The sequence below is a fragment of the Halogranum gelatinilyticum genome, assembly GCF_900103715.1.
GTDB lineage: Archaea > Halobacteriota > Halobacteria > Halobacteriales > Haloferacaceae > Halogranum > Halogranum gelatinilyticum.
Window position 1 is genome coordinate 482,584 of record NZ_FNHL01000002.1, and the last position, 16,620, is coordinate 499,203.

Sequence of the window (16,620 nt, forward strand, 5' to 3'; positions counted from 1 at the left end):
GTACAGCCGACCCACGGGCAACATTCATGAGACAGGACACCGACAATCCGATGATGACAGGCCGTACGTCCTCGCGAGGTAGGCCCTACCAGCGGCCACGGGGGAGAATTCGTGGCTGACGACGACGACTGGTTCGAGCGCGCGCTCCGCGAACTGGACGAAGAGGAGGCCGCAGAGGCCAGGGAGACGGCAAACGGGGAGGGAGAGGGGCCGGAGCTGTCCGAGGAACCGGACCACACCGAGGCCGAGGCCGACGACACCCAGGCCGACGACGCCGACGACCACTCCCGTTCGGGCGACACCTTCGACTCCACGGTCTCGGAGGACTCTGAAGGCTCCGAAGGCTCTGAAGGCTCTGAAGCCCCCGAGACAGTCGACCCGGACGGTGACTTGGCGGAGGCCTTCGGCAGTGATCGCCCGGGAGACGGCGACACCGCGGGCAACGAGGGTCGCGAGGACGATACGGCCGACGCTGGCGACGACGGTTCCGGTACCGGTGACGACCCGTTCGCCGAGGACTTCACGACCGCCTTAGACAACGCGCCCAGCCCCGCGGGGACGGGCGGCGAGAACGGTGGCAGTGACGAGGACTTCGGCTTCGGTGACTTCGGTGGCGGTGGAGCCGGTGGCGGTGGAGCCGGTGGCGGTGGAGCCGGTGGCGGTGGAGCCGGTGGCGACTTCGATGAGAGAGCCGGCGGGAGCTTCGGTGGCGGCGGCGGTGACGAAGACTTCGGGTTCGGCGATTTCGGCGGCGGTGGCGGCGACGGCGACGACGACTTCGGCTTCAGCGGCAACTCGTTCGACGAGGAGGAGTTCGAGTCCGACATCGACCGCATCCGCATCGGTATCGAAGGTCTCGACGAGATGATCCTCGGCGGCGTCCCCAAGCGGTCGCTGATGGTCGCCATCGGCAGTGCCGGGACCGGGAAGACGACCTTCGGCCTCCAGTTCCTGCAGGAGGCACTGGAGAACGGCGAGAGCGCGGTCTACATCACGCTCGAAGAGAGCCGCGAGGCAATCCTCTCGACGGCCGAAGAGAAGGGCTGGCCCTTCCGCAAATACGACCGAGAGGGCCGACTGGCGATCATCGCGCTCGACCCCATCGAGATGGCGAACAGCCTCGCGAGCATCCGGAACGACCTCCCACGGCTCATCGACGACTTCGGGGCCTCGCGGCTCGTCCTCGACTCGGTGTCGCTCCTGGAGATGATGTACGACCATCCGTCGAAACGCCGCAGCGAGGTCTTCGACTTCACGCGCTCGCTGAAAGAGGTCGGCGTGACGACGATGCTCACCTCCGAGGCGAGCGAGGAGAGTCCCTACGCCTCCCGACACGGTATCGTCGAGTATCTCACCGACGCCGTGTTCGTCCTCCAGTACGTCCGCCCGTCGGACTTCCGCGAGACGCGGCTGGCCGTCGAGATTCAGAAGATACGGGACGCCAACCACTCCCGCGAGACGAAGCCCTACGAGATCACGAACGAGGGTATCAGCGTCTACCGGCAGGCGAACATCTTCTGACGAGGCGTCTTCGGCACTTTATCGCCGACAGAACGGCTGAGACAGCCGCCCGCGTCGTCCGCCGTGCGACAAAAGGGCTATGAAGGCGCGAGCGGAACGGACGAACATGAAACCGCGCTACCTGATAGCGCTCTTGCTACTCATCCCGTTGGCGGACTCGCTCGTCCTGGTCGCGCTCGCGGCCTCCGACGTCCTCGCGTGGCCGGCCATCGTCGCACTCGTCGTCCTCACCGGGTTGGTGGGGATGTTGCTCGTGCGCGCCGAAGGCCGACATACGCTGCGGCAGTTCGAGCGTCGGCTCTCGATGGGCGAGCTGCCGACGAACGAGGCGATGGACGGCGGCCTGCTCATCGCCGCTGGCGCGTTCCTGCTCACGCCGGGGCTCGTCACCGACACCATCGGCTTCCTGCTCGCGGTGCCCGTCACTCGCTATCCGATTCGCGAAGTGCTCAAACGCTACGTGGTCAAACCGTATCTGGACAAACGCGCCGGCGGGTTCGTCACCGGCGGCGTCTGGACCGGTGGCTTCCCCAACAGCGAGAGCAGCGACGCCTACGATCTGGACCCCGAATCGTACCGCTTCGAAGACGACAACTGACCCCGATTTGAACCCTGCGAACACGTCGCAGTCGGGCGAAAAACCGACAGACACAAAGGGCAAATCAAAGGGGAATCTTTAAACAGTAATCCGGACAAGCAATAGACGCGCTAACCTGGGCCAATAGCTCAGTCAGGTTGAGCGCTCGGCTGATAACCGGGAGGTCCGCGGTTCAAATCCGCGTTGGCCCATCCTGAAATTAAGTCCGTTTTCACGGGCTTGATTGTTAGGGGTCAGGGAAAACTCCCCAGCCACCTAATCTCGTTACAACAACACCGAGAGAGACTTCTGGTCTCTGGAGGTGTGTTCTGATGCCGACTCGACTGCTCGCGAGCAGCAGGAGTCGGTGTCTTCACTGCGATTCTCACGTCACGCGGAGCTTCCGCCGTACCTTCGGCGACGACGACAACCGCGCGCACCGCTGCAACGAGTGTGACACGCTCATTCGCCTCTCGCACGGGAGCGGTGCCGGTCTCGACGTCGACATCCCCGACCCAGAGACGTCTCTCGGCCGCCACGGAGGTGAGCCAGCGTGACGTTCGTCCGCGCGAGCGAGCTGTACCACGTCTCGACTCGGACGACTGTCGCGCACCCGGCGACGCAGGCGACTGACGACGACGTGCGTCACGCCTTCGAGGAGCAGCCGTGAGCGACTGGGAGAACCCAGGCGCGCAGGAGGACATCTTCGACGCGCTCGAGGGAGCAAAAGCCGTTCGCTCCGATGAAGATGACTCGCTCACCGCCAGTGTCGAGACCACGAGCGACGAGGCGGACCTTGACGCCGGGAGAGACATCCCGCTCCCAGAGATGGGTCCAAGGACGAACACCAACAGAGACGAGCACGAGCGACGTGAGGAACGTCGCGAGCGAGTCCGTGAGTCACTCGAGGGCCCAGTCCCAACAATTCGGCCACAAGTCCACGAACTCGGTGCACATCTCTTGTTCACCGAGGAAGACCACGGACTGTTCGAGGACGACGTGAGCGACCTGGAAGACGGGCAAGTCGTCGCGCGGCACAACCAGAAGGCAATGATGCCGTTCTTCGCGCTGGTGTCACAGTACGAGCCGGACCTCTCCGAGACGGTCGACCCGTTCGGCTTCGACGGTCACGCATGGCGTATCCTCCCGTCCGACGTGAAAGGTGGGACACGCCACTGGCAGGGGAAGATTGCGGCTCGCGGCGAGAGCTACGAGCAGTACATGGAGTTCCAGATCGGCCTCGAGGCGGGTGACGCCGCTGGTGAGCGAAAGGTCACGTTCCAGTTCCGGCCGTCACTCCCGTGCGCGACGCACCACGAGACCGGCGACCGAATCGGTTCGATGCCGCGCGACCTCCCCTACGGTGTGCGCGTCCAGGTACACTCGTCGAACGTCCATCCTGACAAAATCGTCCCGCTGCTCCAGAAGCTGTGTGACGAGATTGACGTCAACTCCGGCTACTTCGGTGCTGAACGCGTGCATCCGAACAGCCGCGTCTACAACCTCGCGCAGTACGTCCGCGTCGATCGGACCTACGGCGAGAGACATCTCGTTTCCCGTAACGGCTTCCTCGACCAGCTCGCGGACTTCGCGAAGGTCTCTGGCGGCCGTGGCGAGTACAAGTGGAACAACGAGGAGGTCGTCGGTCATCGCAACGCGGTGGTTCTCGACGACGAATCCTGGCAGAAGCTGTTGCCGGGGATGCAGGCCGGTGCTCGAGCGAAGTACTACCATCCGAAGCTAGTCCGAAGCGAAGAGACCTCACCCGACGAGGATGCTCTTCGCGACCCGAAGTACGAGCTGCAGTTCACGCCGAAATACAGCGAGTTCGACTCGGTGCCGTGGCGCGCCGATGACTATGACAAGGACGACCTTCTCGCCGATCTCGACAGCGCGCTGGTGAACTCGCTCCACTGGTCGGGTATCCCGACGTCGTCGAGCGAGCCGTTCACCGCGGACGAATACTTCCAGGCCGAGGTCGACCATCGCGATGTCCCGATTTACGACAACCCGATGGACGACCTCCGCGACCAGGAGGAAGACGTCGCGCTGCAGAACTTCGCTCGCAACGATGCCACCGAGAAGCGGAAGGCGGTCGTCGCGGCCGTCCTGGAGGGCGGCGACGGTCAGCACATCGACGACATCACCGAACAGACGGGTGTCTCTCGCCAGACCGTCTACCGCGCCGCGGAGACGTTCAGCGACGTCTTCGAGGTCGTTGGTGGGAAAGCCTCATTCACGGACGGCATCGTTCGTGACCGCTTCGAGGAGTTGCTCTCGACCTTCGAGAGTGCGACCTCGTGGGTCAACAATCAGGTTCGGTCTCTCGTCGAGAGAGACAACCGTGACCTCGCCGAGACAGCTCTGGGTCAGTGGGCTCGGAAGAACATGACGACCGTCTCGCAGTCCGCTGACGGCCTGCTCGTGAAGGTTCACGACGGCCGCCCGCTGGACCGCTTCGAGCTGACGAAGCTCCTCCGCGAAGGCTACGAAGCCGCTCGGAGCGAGGGCTTCCAGACCGCTCTCGAGTTCGTCGAGAAGTCGACCGTCGTCTGGTCCGACTACGAGGGCAACCGCCACGAGTCGAGTGGCATCATCCGCACGTCGAACGCGTGGGTCTCGGTCAACGGTCAGCACGTCGCGCCGCTCCGCTGACGCGGTCCAGCGGAGAGGCATCACTATCCTGCGAGTCTGTTCTTTATGTACCCTACCGCGCACCAGTACCTGCTTTGCTGCTTTTCGTCCGAGAGCTGTGGCTGGTCTTTGCGATCTACGTGGAGAGGTGCGGGGGTGCGTTCCGGTGGTTGGGACAACCCCCCTTAGTCCGTGTGCCTAACGGCACAACAAGAAAAAAACCGCGGCGGTTGCTCGCGCGAAAATTTCCAGTTGATCCACTCGAAAGAGGGGGACGTGTTTATCAAACGGCGCGACTTCAAATCGACTTAACACGCCCGTAGTCGGGCTCATACACATACCCCGACATGAGGAGATCATGGATAGTCTCTTCAATTACCTCACGGTGGATTCCCACCTGTTCTCCCCACCGGTAGATCGCATCGTACTTTGCTCCAGAACCGTCGTCAAGTTCGTCAATGAGCTTGACTAGGACGTCAGTTAGATCGTCATCTTCAGAAGCAAAATCAAGGTTGAGATCGGATACGGCTGGGATTAAGTCCTCGCGCAGTTCCGTGTGGATGTCTGTTATTGTCGCTGCGACAATCATTAGTGTCCTACGGGCTTCCTGAGCACTGGGTGAACGTTCAGGGTGACTCACTTCGTTTCTTTTCTCTTTCAAATAGTACAGGTTGGATAGAACTGGTGGAAGGTCGCTCAATTGAGTGAGAACGGTATCATTCTTCTTTTCTTCCTCTGCATATTCCTGCATCAGTTGATCCAGAACCTGACCCCAAGCACCGGCCTCCAAATCTTCGTTTTGATGCTCGTACCACTGTCGAAGGCAGTGCTCAACTGCACGTAATGACAACATTACAGAAGATGTAGAACAGTCCACAACAATGGTCTTACAGGCTTCACGGAGGTCATTTTGTGGTCGTTCATCGAGCCAGCTCCAGACATACGTGTCAAATAATTCCTCAGGAGAGTTCAGCAAACGGTTGGGATCTAATAGTCCCGATGATGAGACAGGAATCCGCTGTTCGTGCGAGAGTTCGCGCCGTAATAGATGCTGCCAAGTACCTGCATTTTGGCCGAGTTCGTTCCGATCCTCATCCGAGATCGTGTCCTCTGGCGAGTCATATTTTGCTTCCAACTTCGTCCTGAATTCCACAATTTGACCTGTGACTGGGGTCTCAATCGTACTATCCCTAAGTCTGTTTTCCAATTGGTATAGCCCACCCAACACCTTGCTGTCTTCCTGAGTTCCGATTTGAGGATTCTGGTCACTTACGTCGATGTACCTGAAGTACTCTAGAATAATTCCTAGATCAAAAGCATCTGTGAGAGAAATGTGACCGCCCTCATATGCTGAAGCCCCCAAGTAGAATTCATGCTGTCCTTCTATATCTGGCATTGGCAAGAATTCATATTCAGTGAACATAAACTTTTGACAGAGTCTTGTGACGCACTGATTTTGATTTGATGACGTTATCACTATCTAACAATTTCCTCAAAGCGTATCCGAGCTTTAGCAGATTGTCGCTGTTGGTGGTTTGTGTTCGACCATGTCAGCGGCGGCAGATTACTCGAATGGACCATCCGCTCTTTCAATATTCGAATCCCACGGCCAACTGGCTTGTATACGACGAACCCGTACCACCCGTTGTGATTCCGTAGCTCGTTATGGTACTTCTCGTAGATCTGCCAGTATCCAGTTGACACCATCCCAGCCTTGATCTCGACCGGCGTGCCATTCTTGAACTCCGCGTCACACCAGCTGGTGTGCTTCCCCTCTCGAATCAGTCCACGCGACTCACAGAGTTTTCGCTCTGCCAGCGAGCCGTATCGGTTCGCGTTGCTCGAGCGGTTCACGCGTGCGCCTCGCGTATATTATATATATCTCGGCGGCCGGTGGTCCGCACAGTCATGGCGAACCGAGCGAAGCGAGGGGGTCCGGTATGACCACTGTCCCGTCTACAGACCGCGGGGTGTCCCGGGACACGGACACCGAAGAAAGTCGACGCTGTCACGCGAATACCTCGTTAACGGTGTCCCGCGTTTCAGTGTAGGCGTCGCCGTCTTGGTAGTCCGACCAGATGCGACCGACCTGAGACTTGCTGAACGGCACGTATTTGGCCGTTTCACGGTGGGACAGTCCCTGCTCTTTGCAGTTGATGACGGTCCAAATAGCCATCTCACGGTAGCTCTTCTCGGCGTCGACACCCTGCTCCTCGCCCTCCTGCCAGCTCCACGGCGCGAGGTCGTTCGTGTTCGGCTGCCAGCTCTTGTCCGGGAGCGGGATTCCCTGCAGTGGCTCGGTGAGCGGGTTGCGTCCCTTCCGGTTCTTGACGTCGCGGTAGAACTGTGCGGTCTTCTTCCCGGTCTTGTGGCACGCCGTACAGAGTTCGCGGACTGCTGGGGCGACGTCCTTCCCGTCGTGACCGATGATGATGATCGAACCGCCGTACTTGCGGATTCGGTAGACCATCGTCGCGAGCTTCGTGCTTGCATCCCAGCCGTCGCGACCGCGACCGGACGCCGTACTCGAAGCTTCGTCGAAGACGAACAGCTTCGGCGTCTGGTTGCCGGCGAGGACGGTCTGCTCGTCTTCAACCATCCACTCTTCGAGGTCCGCCCAGGTACAGATCCACTCGTCGGCCGCCTCGAGCGTGCGGATGTTCGTTCCCACCTGGGCGTTCTCACCGTGCATCCCGTGCCAGAGTTCCGCGAGGAGACACGCGAAGAACGTCTTGCCGTTGCCCATGTGGCCGTAGAGGTAGAGCATAGCCGCGTCGCGGCCGATGAGTTCCTCGAGGGTGCGGAGGACACGAATACCAGAGACGTCGGGCTCGTCCTGCTGGCTGCCGACGTAGTGGCGAATCCCGGCCGCGTCGCCAGCCGCGAGACGGTCGCTGAACCCTTCCGTCGCGTGGTAGCCCATCCGTTGCTTGTATGCCACTGTCTTCTCGAACTGAGCGGGCCAGCCAGATTCGAGCCAGCCTCGTCGATACGCTCGCTCGTAGGCTGCCTTGAGAATCGAGAGGTGCCGACGAGAGTTCCGGTTCCGTACTTCGCCCGCGTGAGCGTAGACGTGCTCGTTGTCTCGTCGGTGCCGTCCGTCCTTCCAGTCCTTTGACTCCGAAGCGGCCCATTCGCCGCCGTTTCCTTGTTCGTCACTCATTGTTGCCTCCGTCGGCTGCTACCGGTCGTTCGCTGTGTCCGTTCGTCTCCTCGCGGAGCAGGTCGGTGTCATAGTCATCGCTGAACCAGTCGTCCGGTCGGCCGTTGTCGACACCCCTGCGTCGCTGGTGTTGCGTCCGACCGTCGGGCTCCGGTGCGTCCGGGAGGTCCTCGATCTCGTCCTCCATCTCTTCGATCATGCTGGTGACGCTGACACCAGGTGCGAGCGTGGCGTCTTCCTGCTCCGCCATCTCTTTCATCAGTGTGAGGTCGTGGATCTCGGTCCCACGCCGGAGGACCGTCGCCTTGAGTTGCGAGTAGGCGCGCCGAACGGCGTGGTGGTGTGCGTATAGTTCGTCGACTCGCGAAGCGTTCTCCCACGCCAGTCCCGGCTCGAGGTCGGCCTGTTCACAACCACGGACTTCCAGCTCGCCAATGTCGTCGTACCAGTTGAACCGAGTGACGACGTAGTCGACGCCGTCCTCGGGCTGGAACGGGGGTGCGCCAACGACAGTCTTGGACTCCCAGACTTCCGGGAGGACCGTCACGACTCGGTACATGGATTCCGTACCAGGGTCCGCAATCCCGACCTCGATTCGTTCGGGACCAGGGAAGAGGTAACTCGAGATCGCGTTGCCGAACATATAGGTCGGGAGTGCAAGGACGAACGAGGCGAGTGCGAACGCGGCGACGGATTGCGGGACGTCGGGAAGCTGTGGACTTGCGTAGACAGCCCACACACCTGCGGCGAGGACCATCACCGAGAGCGGAATTTTGTACTCGCCGAGGAGGTAGACCGCTCGGTCCTTGTTGTTCCGGAACGTCGGCAGCGGTTCGCTCATTCGAGTCCCTCCACCGGGTCGTGTTCCTTGTGCTTGCGTCGGTAGGCCGCGACAGTGACCATGAGGCCGGTGACTGTGACGCCGCCTAACCAGCCAGCCGTCGACGTCGTCTGCTCGAAGGGCGAGGGACCGCCCTTCTGACCAGTCGAGACGTAGCCACAGCTTCCTGCAGCGATACACTGTGACGTGGTGATGCTCACGACGGCGGCACCGTCGTTCTTGGCCGCGTTGACCTCGAGCATCGTCCGCCCGCGCGGGACGTTGACCGTCTTGATGTTGAACGAGCCCGCCCCTCGAGAGACGTCAGGTGACTCCGAGAGGGTGACTCGGTTCGGAATCTTCGACTCTACGAGGAGATAGAACCGGCCGTCCCGATAGTCCCAGTCGACGAGCTTCGTGACCGGCCCGATCTCGGCAGCGTAGGTGGTCGCGTTCCGGTCGACATCCGGGGTCGACGGCTCTGGTGTTGGTGTGGAGGTCGACGTTCCCGAGGTCTTCGGCGAGGTCGTGGTGTTCCGCGTCTCGTTGATGTAGTCCCTCGTGACATTCACCAGCTCGTCGGTAGCGGCGGTCGTGTTCGTCTGGTTAGTGAGCGGTTCGTCGGTGGCCGTCTGGTTCCCGGTCGGTGTCGGCGTCGACGTGGCCTGCTCGAGGCCAGCGACTCCGCTGGTCATAGTCATAGCGACGACTGCCAGCACCGCGAGAACCCGAAAAATGTGGTTCATAAGCGTATTACGGTCGGAATAGTGCGACGACAAGGAGGGCGACAACGACGCCGAGGGTGGCGAACTGCGTGCCTCCGATGTTGATACCGAAACCACCTCCCCCTTCATTCTCTGCTGCCTCGACCTGCTCGCGGATTTCGAGAGCGCGTTCAATCTCCTGTTGAAGGCGGTTGGTGTCGTACGTTTCGTAGACGTACTTTTGAACAGTCGTGTTCTGTTGTGTCTCGCCCGTCTTCGGATTCGTAATCTCGTTCACCTGCCACGACTCGTCCAGTTGGACGACGCGCGAGGCGTTGCCGTCTTGGACGGCCATGTACGTCGTTCCCGACAGGTTCGCCGGGTCGTACGTCTGGTTTGCTTCAAAGCTGCTCACGTCTTCGCCGCTGTAGAACAGCGTGCCGTTGTAAGTCGTGCCGTTCGACGTGACGGAGAACGAGGAGTTGAAGTTGCTAGAGAGGCCGTACTTGGCGAGTTCGGCGGCTGCATAGCCGTAGTAGCCGGTGGAGCTACTGTTAGTGCCCCCCTCGTGTGCGAGGGTACAGGCATCGTTGAGTGCGGTCGCGTTCAAGTCACCCGATTGGTACGAACCATAGACGCCGTCGACGAGAGCGTTCACATTGTCCTGCACGCGCTGGCTTTGGGAGGCCGACTGGTCGAGCAGGTTGTAGTAGTCGGTGATGTCGACAATCTCGAACTCGGTCAAGTCTTGGCTGGCCCCACCCTGATAGACTCCGCCGTCTTGGTAGACGTGGTAGGAGTCTGTGGGTGCGGTGCCAGAGACGTTGTAGACGTTCGGTGTTCCGGTCCCGTCGTCGGCTTGGTCACGAGGCTCCCAGACGCGTTGTTGAGTGCCAATGTCGTAGACCGGTAGACGCCACTTGTGTTGAGTGCCGTTGTTGAGGGAGACGTTCGTGGTAGCCCACCCGACGATGGGCGCGGTTGGTTCGGTAGAGTGTTCTTTTGTGTACAGGGACGAGTTGTTTTGAGACCACTGGTACTCCAGAGAGTACATCGCCGCGTTCCAGTTTTCGAGAGAGTTGATTTGCTGGCGAGTGGTGTAATCGCGGACCGTGACGTTCGCCTCTGATTTTACGACTGCCGACGTGTTCCCGTCGTTCAGCCCCTCGATGACGCGTGCCTTCGCCTTGCACATGAGGACCGGCTCGATGTCGTTCGCGAGGTTATTGGAGGTCGTCATGTAGCTGTCCGTCTGAGACCCGATAGCCTGCGAGGATTGGTAGAAGTCGATGTTCGACGTGGCGTCACTGTCGGCAGTGAAGAATCCGCATTCGTTCTTCAGGTCGGCCATGTCGTAGAGCAGCCACAGTGGATTCACGACACCGCGTGAGAGGTCGCACTGTTCCACGCTGATGCTGGTCTGAGCCTCTGCCTGTCCGATTCCGCCGCCGACGCCGCCGAGGACCGCACTCGAGACGATAACGAACGCGAGGGTTAGCCGCGCAATCTTACGCAGCATCAGCGACCTCCTCGAGGACGGTCACGGAACCGCTCCTATCGCGGCTATCGTAATCAGGCTGTACGAGATGATGCACACGAACGCCCAGAGAAGCAGTAGAACGAGACACTGCCACTGTGGGAGTGCGAGACGGTACATCACTCATCCACCATCACCACGCCATCCGGCAGATCGTCGATGTCCTTGCTCGCGAGGTACTTGTCGTAAGCCACGACTGCGAGAGCCAGGAGCGCGGGGGCGGCGAAGACCACCCCGACAGCACCGTCCGTGAGGACGTCGAGGCCGTACGTGACCGTCGAGAAGCCCGCTGCCATGACTATGACAAGGCGATTCACCAGCTCGGTTCGGGTCTGTTCGATTCGGCTCATCGAATCACTCCACGTAGCTCACGAAGATTGCGGAGGCCGACTGCACGAGGACCAGCACGAAGCTGATGATGTCGCTCGAGTCGACGAAGTCCTGGACGAACGGGATGAACATATACGCCGGAACGATACCGAAGGCGACGATGATGACCCCGTACTGCCACTGCTCGTACTCCGAGCCGTCCAGCTCGTTGGTGACGACGATCCACGCGATGCCGGCAAGCGTCAGCAGCGACGCCCAGGAGATGCTCACTCCAGAACCGGACCAAACGACGTCGTTGAACGAGAAGTTGGTCAGCAGGTTCACCTGGAGGCTGATAGTGCCGAGTGCGATGGCACCCATGAAGGGTACCAAGATCAGTGCTGCAAGGTCGATTGGGTCGATTTCGTTTTCTGCCATAACGTCACCGCTGAAATCACCCGTCTAGACTTATCTGTCCGCAAAATAGGAGGTATCTTGACTGATTGCTAGTAGGAAAGGGCACCCTCTGCCGACGGTCTGGGACGAACGGTCTCTAATCTATCAAGAGGGGGTACTGTTAAGTGCAATCGGGTGGCCGCCCGTTCTGAGCATGGGATTCAGAAAACTCGTCGAACGCGACGGCTCTGGAACGGTGACGCTGAACAAGGACGACCTCCGACTGGACGGAATGGTCGACGCCGAGGGGAACATCCGCGAGCAGGAGATGCACGTCCAGCGACTCTCTCGTGGCGCGTACCTCGTGCGCGCGGTCGAGAACGGGACCGTCCCTGAGATTCAGAAGCTCCTCCGGTGCGATGACTAAGCGAACCAGCCTGAAGCTCACCGACGAACGCCAGCTGCTCCTCAAGCGCGCCAGCGAGATCGTCGCCCGGGACGACCTCGACGACCCACCGATGTCGGTGGTCCTCGACGCGGCACTCACGCACCTGGTCGAATCACGCGAGAATCTCGAGGACGTCCGAGATCAGTACCCACCACAGACGGTGAAGGACTGCTGTAACACGTCAGTGTTGGGACTACGGTATCGGACGGCGATTGAGAGTAAGTGGCGGTAGGTCGGTCGGAGAGAATTACGAAGAGGTGTTTTCTGAGCTCTGGTGATCGTCCAAGCTGAGCGAAAAGCTTCCGAGCAGATAGAGGACGGAGACAGATCCGAGGATAAGAGGCAGAATAGAGATCAGACCCATGTATTCTATCTCGGTCAGCATCTGCATGATGATACTCAATTGGAAGACGATAACGGCCGTCACTCGTCGAATCGTTCGCTGGAGGGCTTCGGTCGCCATACTCTATCCGACAGTGGGTTGATAAAGTCGGTTTCGATACCCGTGGATGGGTGTCTTTGAGCGCGACCCCACGGGGTTCGGCGTAGATGTATACGGTCGCCTTGATGTATGCACCTTTTCGGCGGTCATGGTCATCGGGAGTGCATAGAAAGCGAGCAGAATCCCGTGTGTGCTGAAGCGGGTGCAGCGAGTCTCATGGCGTGGTTAATAAAGAACGACTGGTCAGTCAGTGTAGATTCACGCAATCAGACCCCCCGTGCATATATTGATTGATATGGGATACAGAAGGGAGAGGTCCTCACGGGGTACCGATTGTTGGTTGGGGACTTGGTGGTGCTTCTACGAGTTCGATGTGGACAATCGAACCGCACTGTGGACAACTGAAATCGTGATACGTCCACTGTCCATCTTTTCTGACTCCAAAGTCCCAGTTCTGCTCTCCCGTAGGCTCATAGTCGCAACTCTCGCACTCGAGTAAGGAGTGCTTCGACTCTTCGTCTGCTACTTGGATAAATGCGATCGTCGTAGCGATTTTTGGGTCGTCAGTGTCGGAGAAATACGTGTCAACAGTCACTCGACAATCCATCTGGGATAGCTTCCCGTCGTACCTGTCGATGAGAGCACCAGCGATTACTTCCTCACTTGTGATGGGAACTGATTCGAGACTCTCATGAATCGAACTGGGATCAACGTCGTCTGTGTAACTCCCAGGCCCGTCTGCTGCATCGACTGAGCATAATGCGCCTGTTTCGGTGTTCCATCGAACTTTGACCATAGCATGGACTCAACGCGGAGTCATTTCTAGCTTCGGGCAGGTCGTCAAAAAAGGAGTACTGAACTGATACCAAAGAGCCTGTGTGTTTCGATGGGCTCTGACAGCCGCGTTAGAGCAGCTCGTCGGCGATGATCTCGTACCCTGCCTCGCGCAGGCGGTACTCGTTCGGCATCGAGGCGATGCGAAGCACTCGATGACCGACAGCAGCGTTCACTCGCCGCGTGACCAGACTCCACCGGACGATCTCGTCGTCGGTGAAGCTGACCGACACGCCGTGTCGGTTACACACCTGGCTAACGATGGTTCGAATCTCACTGGGCGTAACTGCGGTGACTTTCTCGCCCTTGTCCTCGTCTGCTTCGTCGTCGAGGATGAAACTCGTCTCACCGCCCTGCTGGGTCTTCTTGAGGTAACCGTCCTCTTCGACGATTTTGTTGAGGAGCGAGGTCGTCGTCTGGAGCGTGTCCTCTTCCTCGTCGTCGTCCTCGTCGATGTGTTCGCTCACGTCGTTGTAGTAGAGGTGAGCGTTCAGCTGGCTGCGTGCGAACTCGGTGTTCGGAAGGTCGGCCGCGATGACCTTCAGCAGCTTCGTTCGTTTCTCAGTCAATTCCTCGGTCGGGGTGGGATCTTCACTCATTGCTGTAGCTCCCACGCCCGATTGACGACAGATTCAAGAAGCCGCCCACCAAATCGACTGATGAGCGGTGACAGTCCTGACTGTCGCCCGTCGGGCGTGCTGTTGTTGACCCGGCATCCAAGCCAACTTCCACATTACCCTGGATGCAAACGGGTCCCGCGTCCGACTGCTTCTACGACGACCAACTTTGTCTGCACCTAGCTCTATCTAACTCCCCCCACTTAGTATTACCGCAGCAACACCTACGACATCCACCAAAATGGTTAACAAGATAGCCCAATTAAACAATAGCATAGGTGGATACCGACTATGGACGAGACAAAACAAATGATGCCTTCGGATGATCGGGATAGGGGAATACTCACTCCAGATGATCGTAAGTTCCTGAAGGGAAAGAAAGAATTCTCGAGTGAACAATCTGAGCGGGATGCTCGCTACAGGATACGTAAGAGGGTCAAGAATTCGATATTGGACTTCAGTATCCTTCTACATCACCTTGACGAGAGAGATCGAAAGCAGGTATTCTCGAAGCATATGGCGAAGTCTTCTGATGATGAGATATCTAGCGAGAAGCTACGCGAATTTGTTGAATCAACTATGTTCTCGCAAGGGATTTCCGACGCAATTTCTCTACTATATCTGGGCGTCAGCGATGCTGGCGATTCATTTGAGGCGGTTCTCAAAGAAGGAGTTGCTGGTGCTGAGGAGAGTAAGGGATACTTGGTTGACAGCGTCTCGGTCGATATCGATGTTTCTCGTGGGAAGCCCGACATGGAAGATCTTGTTTCGAAGTTGAATAGTGGCGAACCCTTATCCGAAGAAGAGATTAGAGCAGTCATCAACTCTGGCCAATTTGACATCGATGCCGAGTCGCTTGATATGCTTCTCCAGCAGATATCATCTCAATTATCCGTAGAGTCTGAGGATGTCGAGATTAATCTGAATTACGAACCAGATGACGAATAGCGGTTAACTCTACGATGTCGTAGTGAGTGAGTAGTCAGACAACTCGCGCTGCTTCTCCTCTTCGACGTAGTGTTCTATCGCCGTTGCCCATTTCCGCAGGTGGTTCGCATTTGCAGCGTGGTCGGTGTCGTCCAACGCTTCCTGATACTTGTCGTCGCCGTCCCATAGTTCTCCAACGAGGTCATCGAGCGTCTCATTCGTGACAGTCTCGCGATGCCCGTCTCTGGTTGTGATATAGTGTTGGGCTCGAGCTTTGCGATCATCTGCGAGCTGGAATATGTCGCTCCAAGAGTTCATGACCGGGTCGCAGGCTTGACACTCACAGAGCGGGTCATCAAAGTCCGTGCCAAGGTCTTCGACGTCGTAGACGTTGAGGAACTCCTTCACGGGGTTGTAGTAATATCGAACACTGTCACCACTGCCACCACCGGAGTCCGTTTTTTCCGATTTAGACTCGCCATGCTCGATTCCAAAGCTTACACCACGGAGACCGAAGAAGGCCATTAGATTAGCGAAGTAGTCACTGTACATCATGTGCGGATCAACTCCTCGCTGGGAGACCCGTTCAACCAAGTCGAGAGCTTTGCAGAGTTCCCCGATAGAAACATCTCGCTTATCGAATCCATCAATCCACAGGAACACCTCTCGAACCGGAGCCTCCTCCACTGCACGTACAATCTCTCTTCTGTTGCTCTCGGTATGGATGAAGGATTTATCCACGTAGAAGCAGGGCTTGACGGGACAATCACTGTATTCGGCCGCGTAGTTGATAATCTCCTCATTCGCCCGGATATCTGGCCGACTATTGATCTTAACGTACCAAGGAACCAGGGCTCGAGGAGTTAGACTGGCAACGCTGTCGAGGTAGCGTCCTAGCTTGTTTTCGCTGGCCTCATCCAGCAAATCCAGTTGCAGGTCGCACGACTTCTCGATTATCTTCTTCTGGTCTTCGCGACTGAAGTCGAAGTAGTTGAGGTTGCTCCGATTTTCCAGCACGTCAGAGATTGGTGGCCCGTAGTATTCTGCCAGGTTACTCGCCCACGAGCGAAGCTCTCCGTTCGACTTTCGAAAGTTGTCTCCCTTCCTGAACTCGGGGAGGTACGGTTGAACGTAGAAGTCTATCTGCTGTTCCGGTTGGAGGTTGGACAGCGTCCCAGCGATCTTGTCTGTCTCTGTAACGACGAAATGAGACGAAACTATGAGAGAATCGTAGTAGGGTGCAGCACGCTCAATTTCTTTGTACTCGCCGAAGGTGTAGTAGTGGAGGCTATTTTCGAACATGGTTGCGGACGTATTCCTGCACCCGAGATTTCGCGTGTGTGCTAGGATCATTCCGCACAGGAGGTGATAAGCATTTCACATGAGTTCCTACTGATAGAAGACCTATCGGTGAATCATCAATCCGAGAGACGAGATCGTCGGTGATGTTCTCTTCCCAAACCGATAGGTAAGAGAAGTCCACGACTGAGGTGTTTCTCTCGGCTTGGTTGATTCCTCGCTTGAAGTCTCGAGATTTCAGTTCCACAGCGACCGTGGTATTGCCCTGTAAGGCGACGATGTCGATAGGGATAGAGTAGAGACGTGCCTCTGTTGCAAATTGGTACCCTTCTTCGCGGAGGTAGTCAGCGACAATGCCCAGTTGATATTTTTCCGACCAGTACATCAGAGAC

General features: G+C 58.2%; 17 protein-coding genes and 1 tRNA gene. 8 read left to right on the forward strand and 10 right to left on the reverse strand.

Annotation, left to right across the window (positions count from 1 at the left end):
* The first annotated feature begins 111 nt into the window (after positions 1-111).
* The 5 genes from BLR57_RS09015 (at position 112) to BLR57_RS09035 (ending at position 4,753) form a co-directional block, all read left to right on the forward strand.
* Positions 112-1,521, forward strand: a complete 1,410-nt coding sequence (locus tag BLR57_RS09015; protein ID WP_089696966.1) for a KaiC domain-containing protein — start codon at positions 112-114, stop codon at positions 1,519-1,521.
* 106 nt (positions 1,522-1,627) lie between these two features.
* A complete protein-coding gene (locus BLR57_RS09020; protein WP_089697637.1) occupies positions 1,628-2,119 on the forward strand; it encodes an FxsA family protein in 492 nt (163 codons plus the stop codon).
* A 117-nt stretch (positions 2,120-2,236) separates the two neighbouring features.
* Positions 2,237-2,310: transfer RNA gene (locus BLR57_RS09025), tRNA-Ile, on the forward strand.
* Between the two features lie 120 nt (positions 2,311-2,430).
* A complete protein-coding gene (locus BLR57_RS09030) occupies positions 2,431-2,655 on the forward strand; it encodes a DUF7563 family protein (protein ID WP_089696969.1) in 225 nt (74 codons plus the stop codon).
* Between the two features lie 109 nt (positions 2,656-2,764).
* Positions 2,765-4,753, forward strand: coding sequence for a DUF7845 domain-containing protein (locus tag BLR57_RS09035; RefSeq protein ID WP_089696974.1), 1,989 nt, complete (start codon positions 2,765-2,767; stop codon positions 4,751-4,753).
* A 277-nt stretch (positions 4,754-5,030) separates the two neighbouring features.
* On the opposite strand, the gene BLR57_RS18910 is transcribed toward BLR57_RS09035, so the two are convergent.
* The 7 genes from BLR57_RS18910 to BLR57_RS09075 form a co-directional block, all read right to left on the reverse strand.
* Positions 5,031-6,128: a hypothetical protein gene (locus BLR57_RS18910; protein WP_139173305.1), complete on the reverse strand. Its 1,098-nt coding sequence runs from the start codon at positions 6,126-6,128 to the stop codon at positions 5,031-5,033.
* A 612-nt stretch (positions 6,129-6,740) separates the two neighbouring features.
* On the reverse strand, positions 6,741-7,895 hold the full coding sequence (locus BLR57_RS09050) for an ATP-binding protein (protein ID WP_089696982.1): 1,155 nt from the start codon (positions 7,893-7,895) through the stop codon (positions 6,741-6,743).
* Positions 7,888-8,736 (reverse strand): hypothetical protein, encoded by an 849-nt coding sequence (locus BLR57_RS09055; RefSeq protein ID WP_089696985.1) that lies wholly within the window; start codon positions 8,734-8,736, stop codon positions 7,888-7,890. The genes BLR57_RS09050 and BLR57_RS09055 overlap by 8 nt, the downstream gene beginning before the upstream one ends.
* Positions 8,733-9,416 (reverse strand): DUF8063 family protein, encoded by a 684-nt coding sequence (locus tag BLR57_RS09060; RefSeq protein WP_139173307.1) that lies wholly within the window; start codon positions 9,414-9,416, stop codon positions 8,733-8,735. The genes BLR57_RS09055 and BLR57_RS09060 overlap by 4 nt, the downstream gene beginning before the upstream one ends.
* A gap of 52 nt (positions 9,417-9,468) precedes the next feature.
* Positions 9,469-10,938, reverse strand: a complete 1,470-nt coding sequence (locus BLR57_RS09065; RefSeq protein WP_089696989.1) for an Env/VP5 family phage fusion protein — start codon at positions 10,936-10,938, stop codon at positions 9,469-9,471.
* Positions 10,939-11,075: 137 nt separating this feature from the next.
* The gene (locus BLR57_RS09070; protein WP_089696992.1) at positions 11,076-11,306 is read right to left on the reverse strand and encodes a hypothetical protein; all 231 of its coding nucleotides are present in this window, start codon (positions 11,304-11,306) and stop codon (positions 11,076-11,078) included.
* Between the two features lie 4 nt (positions 11,307-11,310).
* Positions 11,311-11,703 (reverse strand): DUF8023 family protein, encoded by a 393-nt coding sequence (locus BLR57_RS09075; protein ID WP_089696995.1) that lies wholly within the window; start codon positions 11,701-11,703, stop codon positions 11,311-11,313.
* Positions 11,704-11,875: 172 nt separating this feature from the next.
* On the opposite strand from BLR57_RS09075, the gene BLR57_RS09080 reads away from it, so the two are divergent.
* Both BLR57_RS09080 and BLR57_RS09085 read left to right on the forward strand, forming a co-directional pair.
* Entirely contained in the window at positions 11,876-12,088 is a 213-nt protein-coding gene (locus BLR57_RS09080; RefSeq protein ID WP_089696998.1) for a DUF8053 family protein, read from the forward strand.
* Entirely contained in the window at positions 12,081-12,341 is a 261-nt protein-coding gene (locus BLR57_RS09085) for a DUF7386 family protein (RefSeq protein WP_089697002.1), read from the forward strand. The genes BLR57_RS09080 and BLR57_RS09085 overlap by 8 nt, the downstream gene beginning before the upstream one ends.
* A gap of 529 nt (positions 12,342-12,870) precedes the next feature.
* On the opposite strand, the gene BLR57_RS18915 is transcribed toward BLR57_RS09085, so the two are convergent.
* Positions 12,871-13,347 (reverse strand): hypothetical protein, encoded by a 477-nt coding sequence (locus BLR57_RS18915; RefSeq protein ID WP_139173309.1) that lies wholly within the window; start codon positions 13,345-13,347, stop codon positions 12,871-12,873.
* 109 nt (positions 13,348-13,456) lie between these two features.
* The gene (locus tag BLR57_RS09095) at positions 13,457-13,984 is read right to left on the reverse strand and encodes a hypothetical protein (RefSeq protein WP_089697008.1); all 528 of its coding nucleotides are present in this window, start codon (positions 13,982-13,984) and stop codon (positions 13,457-13,459) included.
* Between the two features lie 309 nt (positions 13,985-14,293).
* Between BLR57_RS09095 and BLR57_RS09100 the strand changes: the two genes are divergently transcribed.
* Complete coding sequence (locus BLR57_RS09100; protein WP_089697011.1) at positions 14,294-14,950, forward strand: DUF8102 family protein; 657 nt, start codon at positions 14,294-14,296, stop codon at positions 14,948-14,950.
* 9 nt (positions 14,951-14,959) lie between these two features.
* Here BLR57_RS09100 and BLR57_RS09105 read toward each other — a convergent pair whose 3' ends face one another.
* Positions 14,960-16,231, reverse strand: coding sequence for a hypothetical protein (locus tag BLR57_RS09105; RefSeq protein ID WP_089697014.1), 1,272 nt, complete (start codon positions 16,229-16,231; stop codon positions 14,960-14,962).
* Between the last annotated feature and the right edge of the window lie 389 nt (positions 16,232-16,620).

Bases quoted from the DNA above. Each gene is read 5' to 3' on its own strand.
- BLR57_RS09020 (WP_089697637.1), top strand. From the start codon at position 1,628: ATGAAACCGCGCTACCTGATAGCGCTCTTGCTACTCATCCCGTTGGCG.
- BLR57_RS09030 (WP_089696969.1), top strand. From the start codon at position 2,431: ATGCCGACTCGACTGCTCGCGAGCAGCAGGAGTCGGTGTCTTCACTGC.
- BLR57_RS18910 (WP_139173305.1), bottom strand. From the start codon at position 6,128: ATGCCAGATATAGAAGGACAGCATGAATTCTACTTGGGGGCTTCAGCA.
- BLR57_RS09050 (WP_089696982.1), bottom strand. From the start codon at position 7,895: ATGAGTGACGAACAAGGAAACGGCGGCGAATGGGCCGCTTCGGAGTCA.
- BLR57_RS09055 (WP_089696985.1), bottom strand. From the start codon at position 8,736: ATGAGCGAACCGCTGCCGACGTTCCGGAACAACAAGGACCGAGCGGTC.
- BLR57_RS09060 (WP_139173307.1), bottom strand. From the start codon at position 9,416: ATGACTATGACCAGCGGAGTCGCTGGCCTCGAGCAGGCCACGTCGACG.
- BLR57_RS09065 (WP_089696989.1), bottom strand. From the start codon at position 10,938: ATGCTGCGTAAGATTGCGCGGCTAACCCTCGCGTTCGTTATCGTCTCG.
- BLR57_RS09070 (WP_089696992.1), bottom strand. From the start codon at position 11,306: ATGAGCCGAATCGAACAGACCCGAACCGAGCTGGTGAATCGCCTTGTC.
- BLR57_RS09075 (WP_089696995.1), bottom strand. From the start codon at position 11,703: ATGGCAGAAAACGAAATCGACCCAATCGACCTTGCAGCACTGATCTTG.
- BLR57_RS09080 (WP_089696998.1), top strand. From the start codon at position 11,876: ATGGGATTCAGAAAACTCGTCGAACGCGACGGCTCTGGAACGGTGACG.
- BLR57_RS09085 (WP_089697002.1), top strand. From the start codon at position 12,081: ATGACTAAGCGAACCAGCCTGAAGCTCACCGACGAACGCCAGCTGCTC.
- BLR57_RS18915 (WP_139173309.1), bottom strand. From the start codon at position 13,347: ATGGTCAAAGTTCGATGGAACACCGAAACAGGCGCATTATGCTCAGTC.
- BLR57_RS09095 (WP_089697008.1), bottom strand. From the start codon at position 13,984: ATGAGTGAAGATCCCACCCCGACCGAGGAATTGACTGAGAAACGAACG.
- BLR57_RS09100 (WP_089697011.1), top strand. From the start codon at position 14,294: ATGGACGAGACAAAACAAATGATGCCTTCGGATGATCGGGATAGGGGA.
- BLR57_RS09105 (WP_089697014.1), bottom strand. From the start codon at position 16,231: ATGTTCGAAAATAGCCTCCACTACTACACCTTCGGCGAGTACAAAGAA.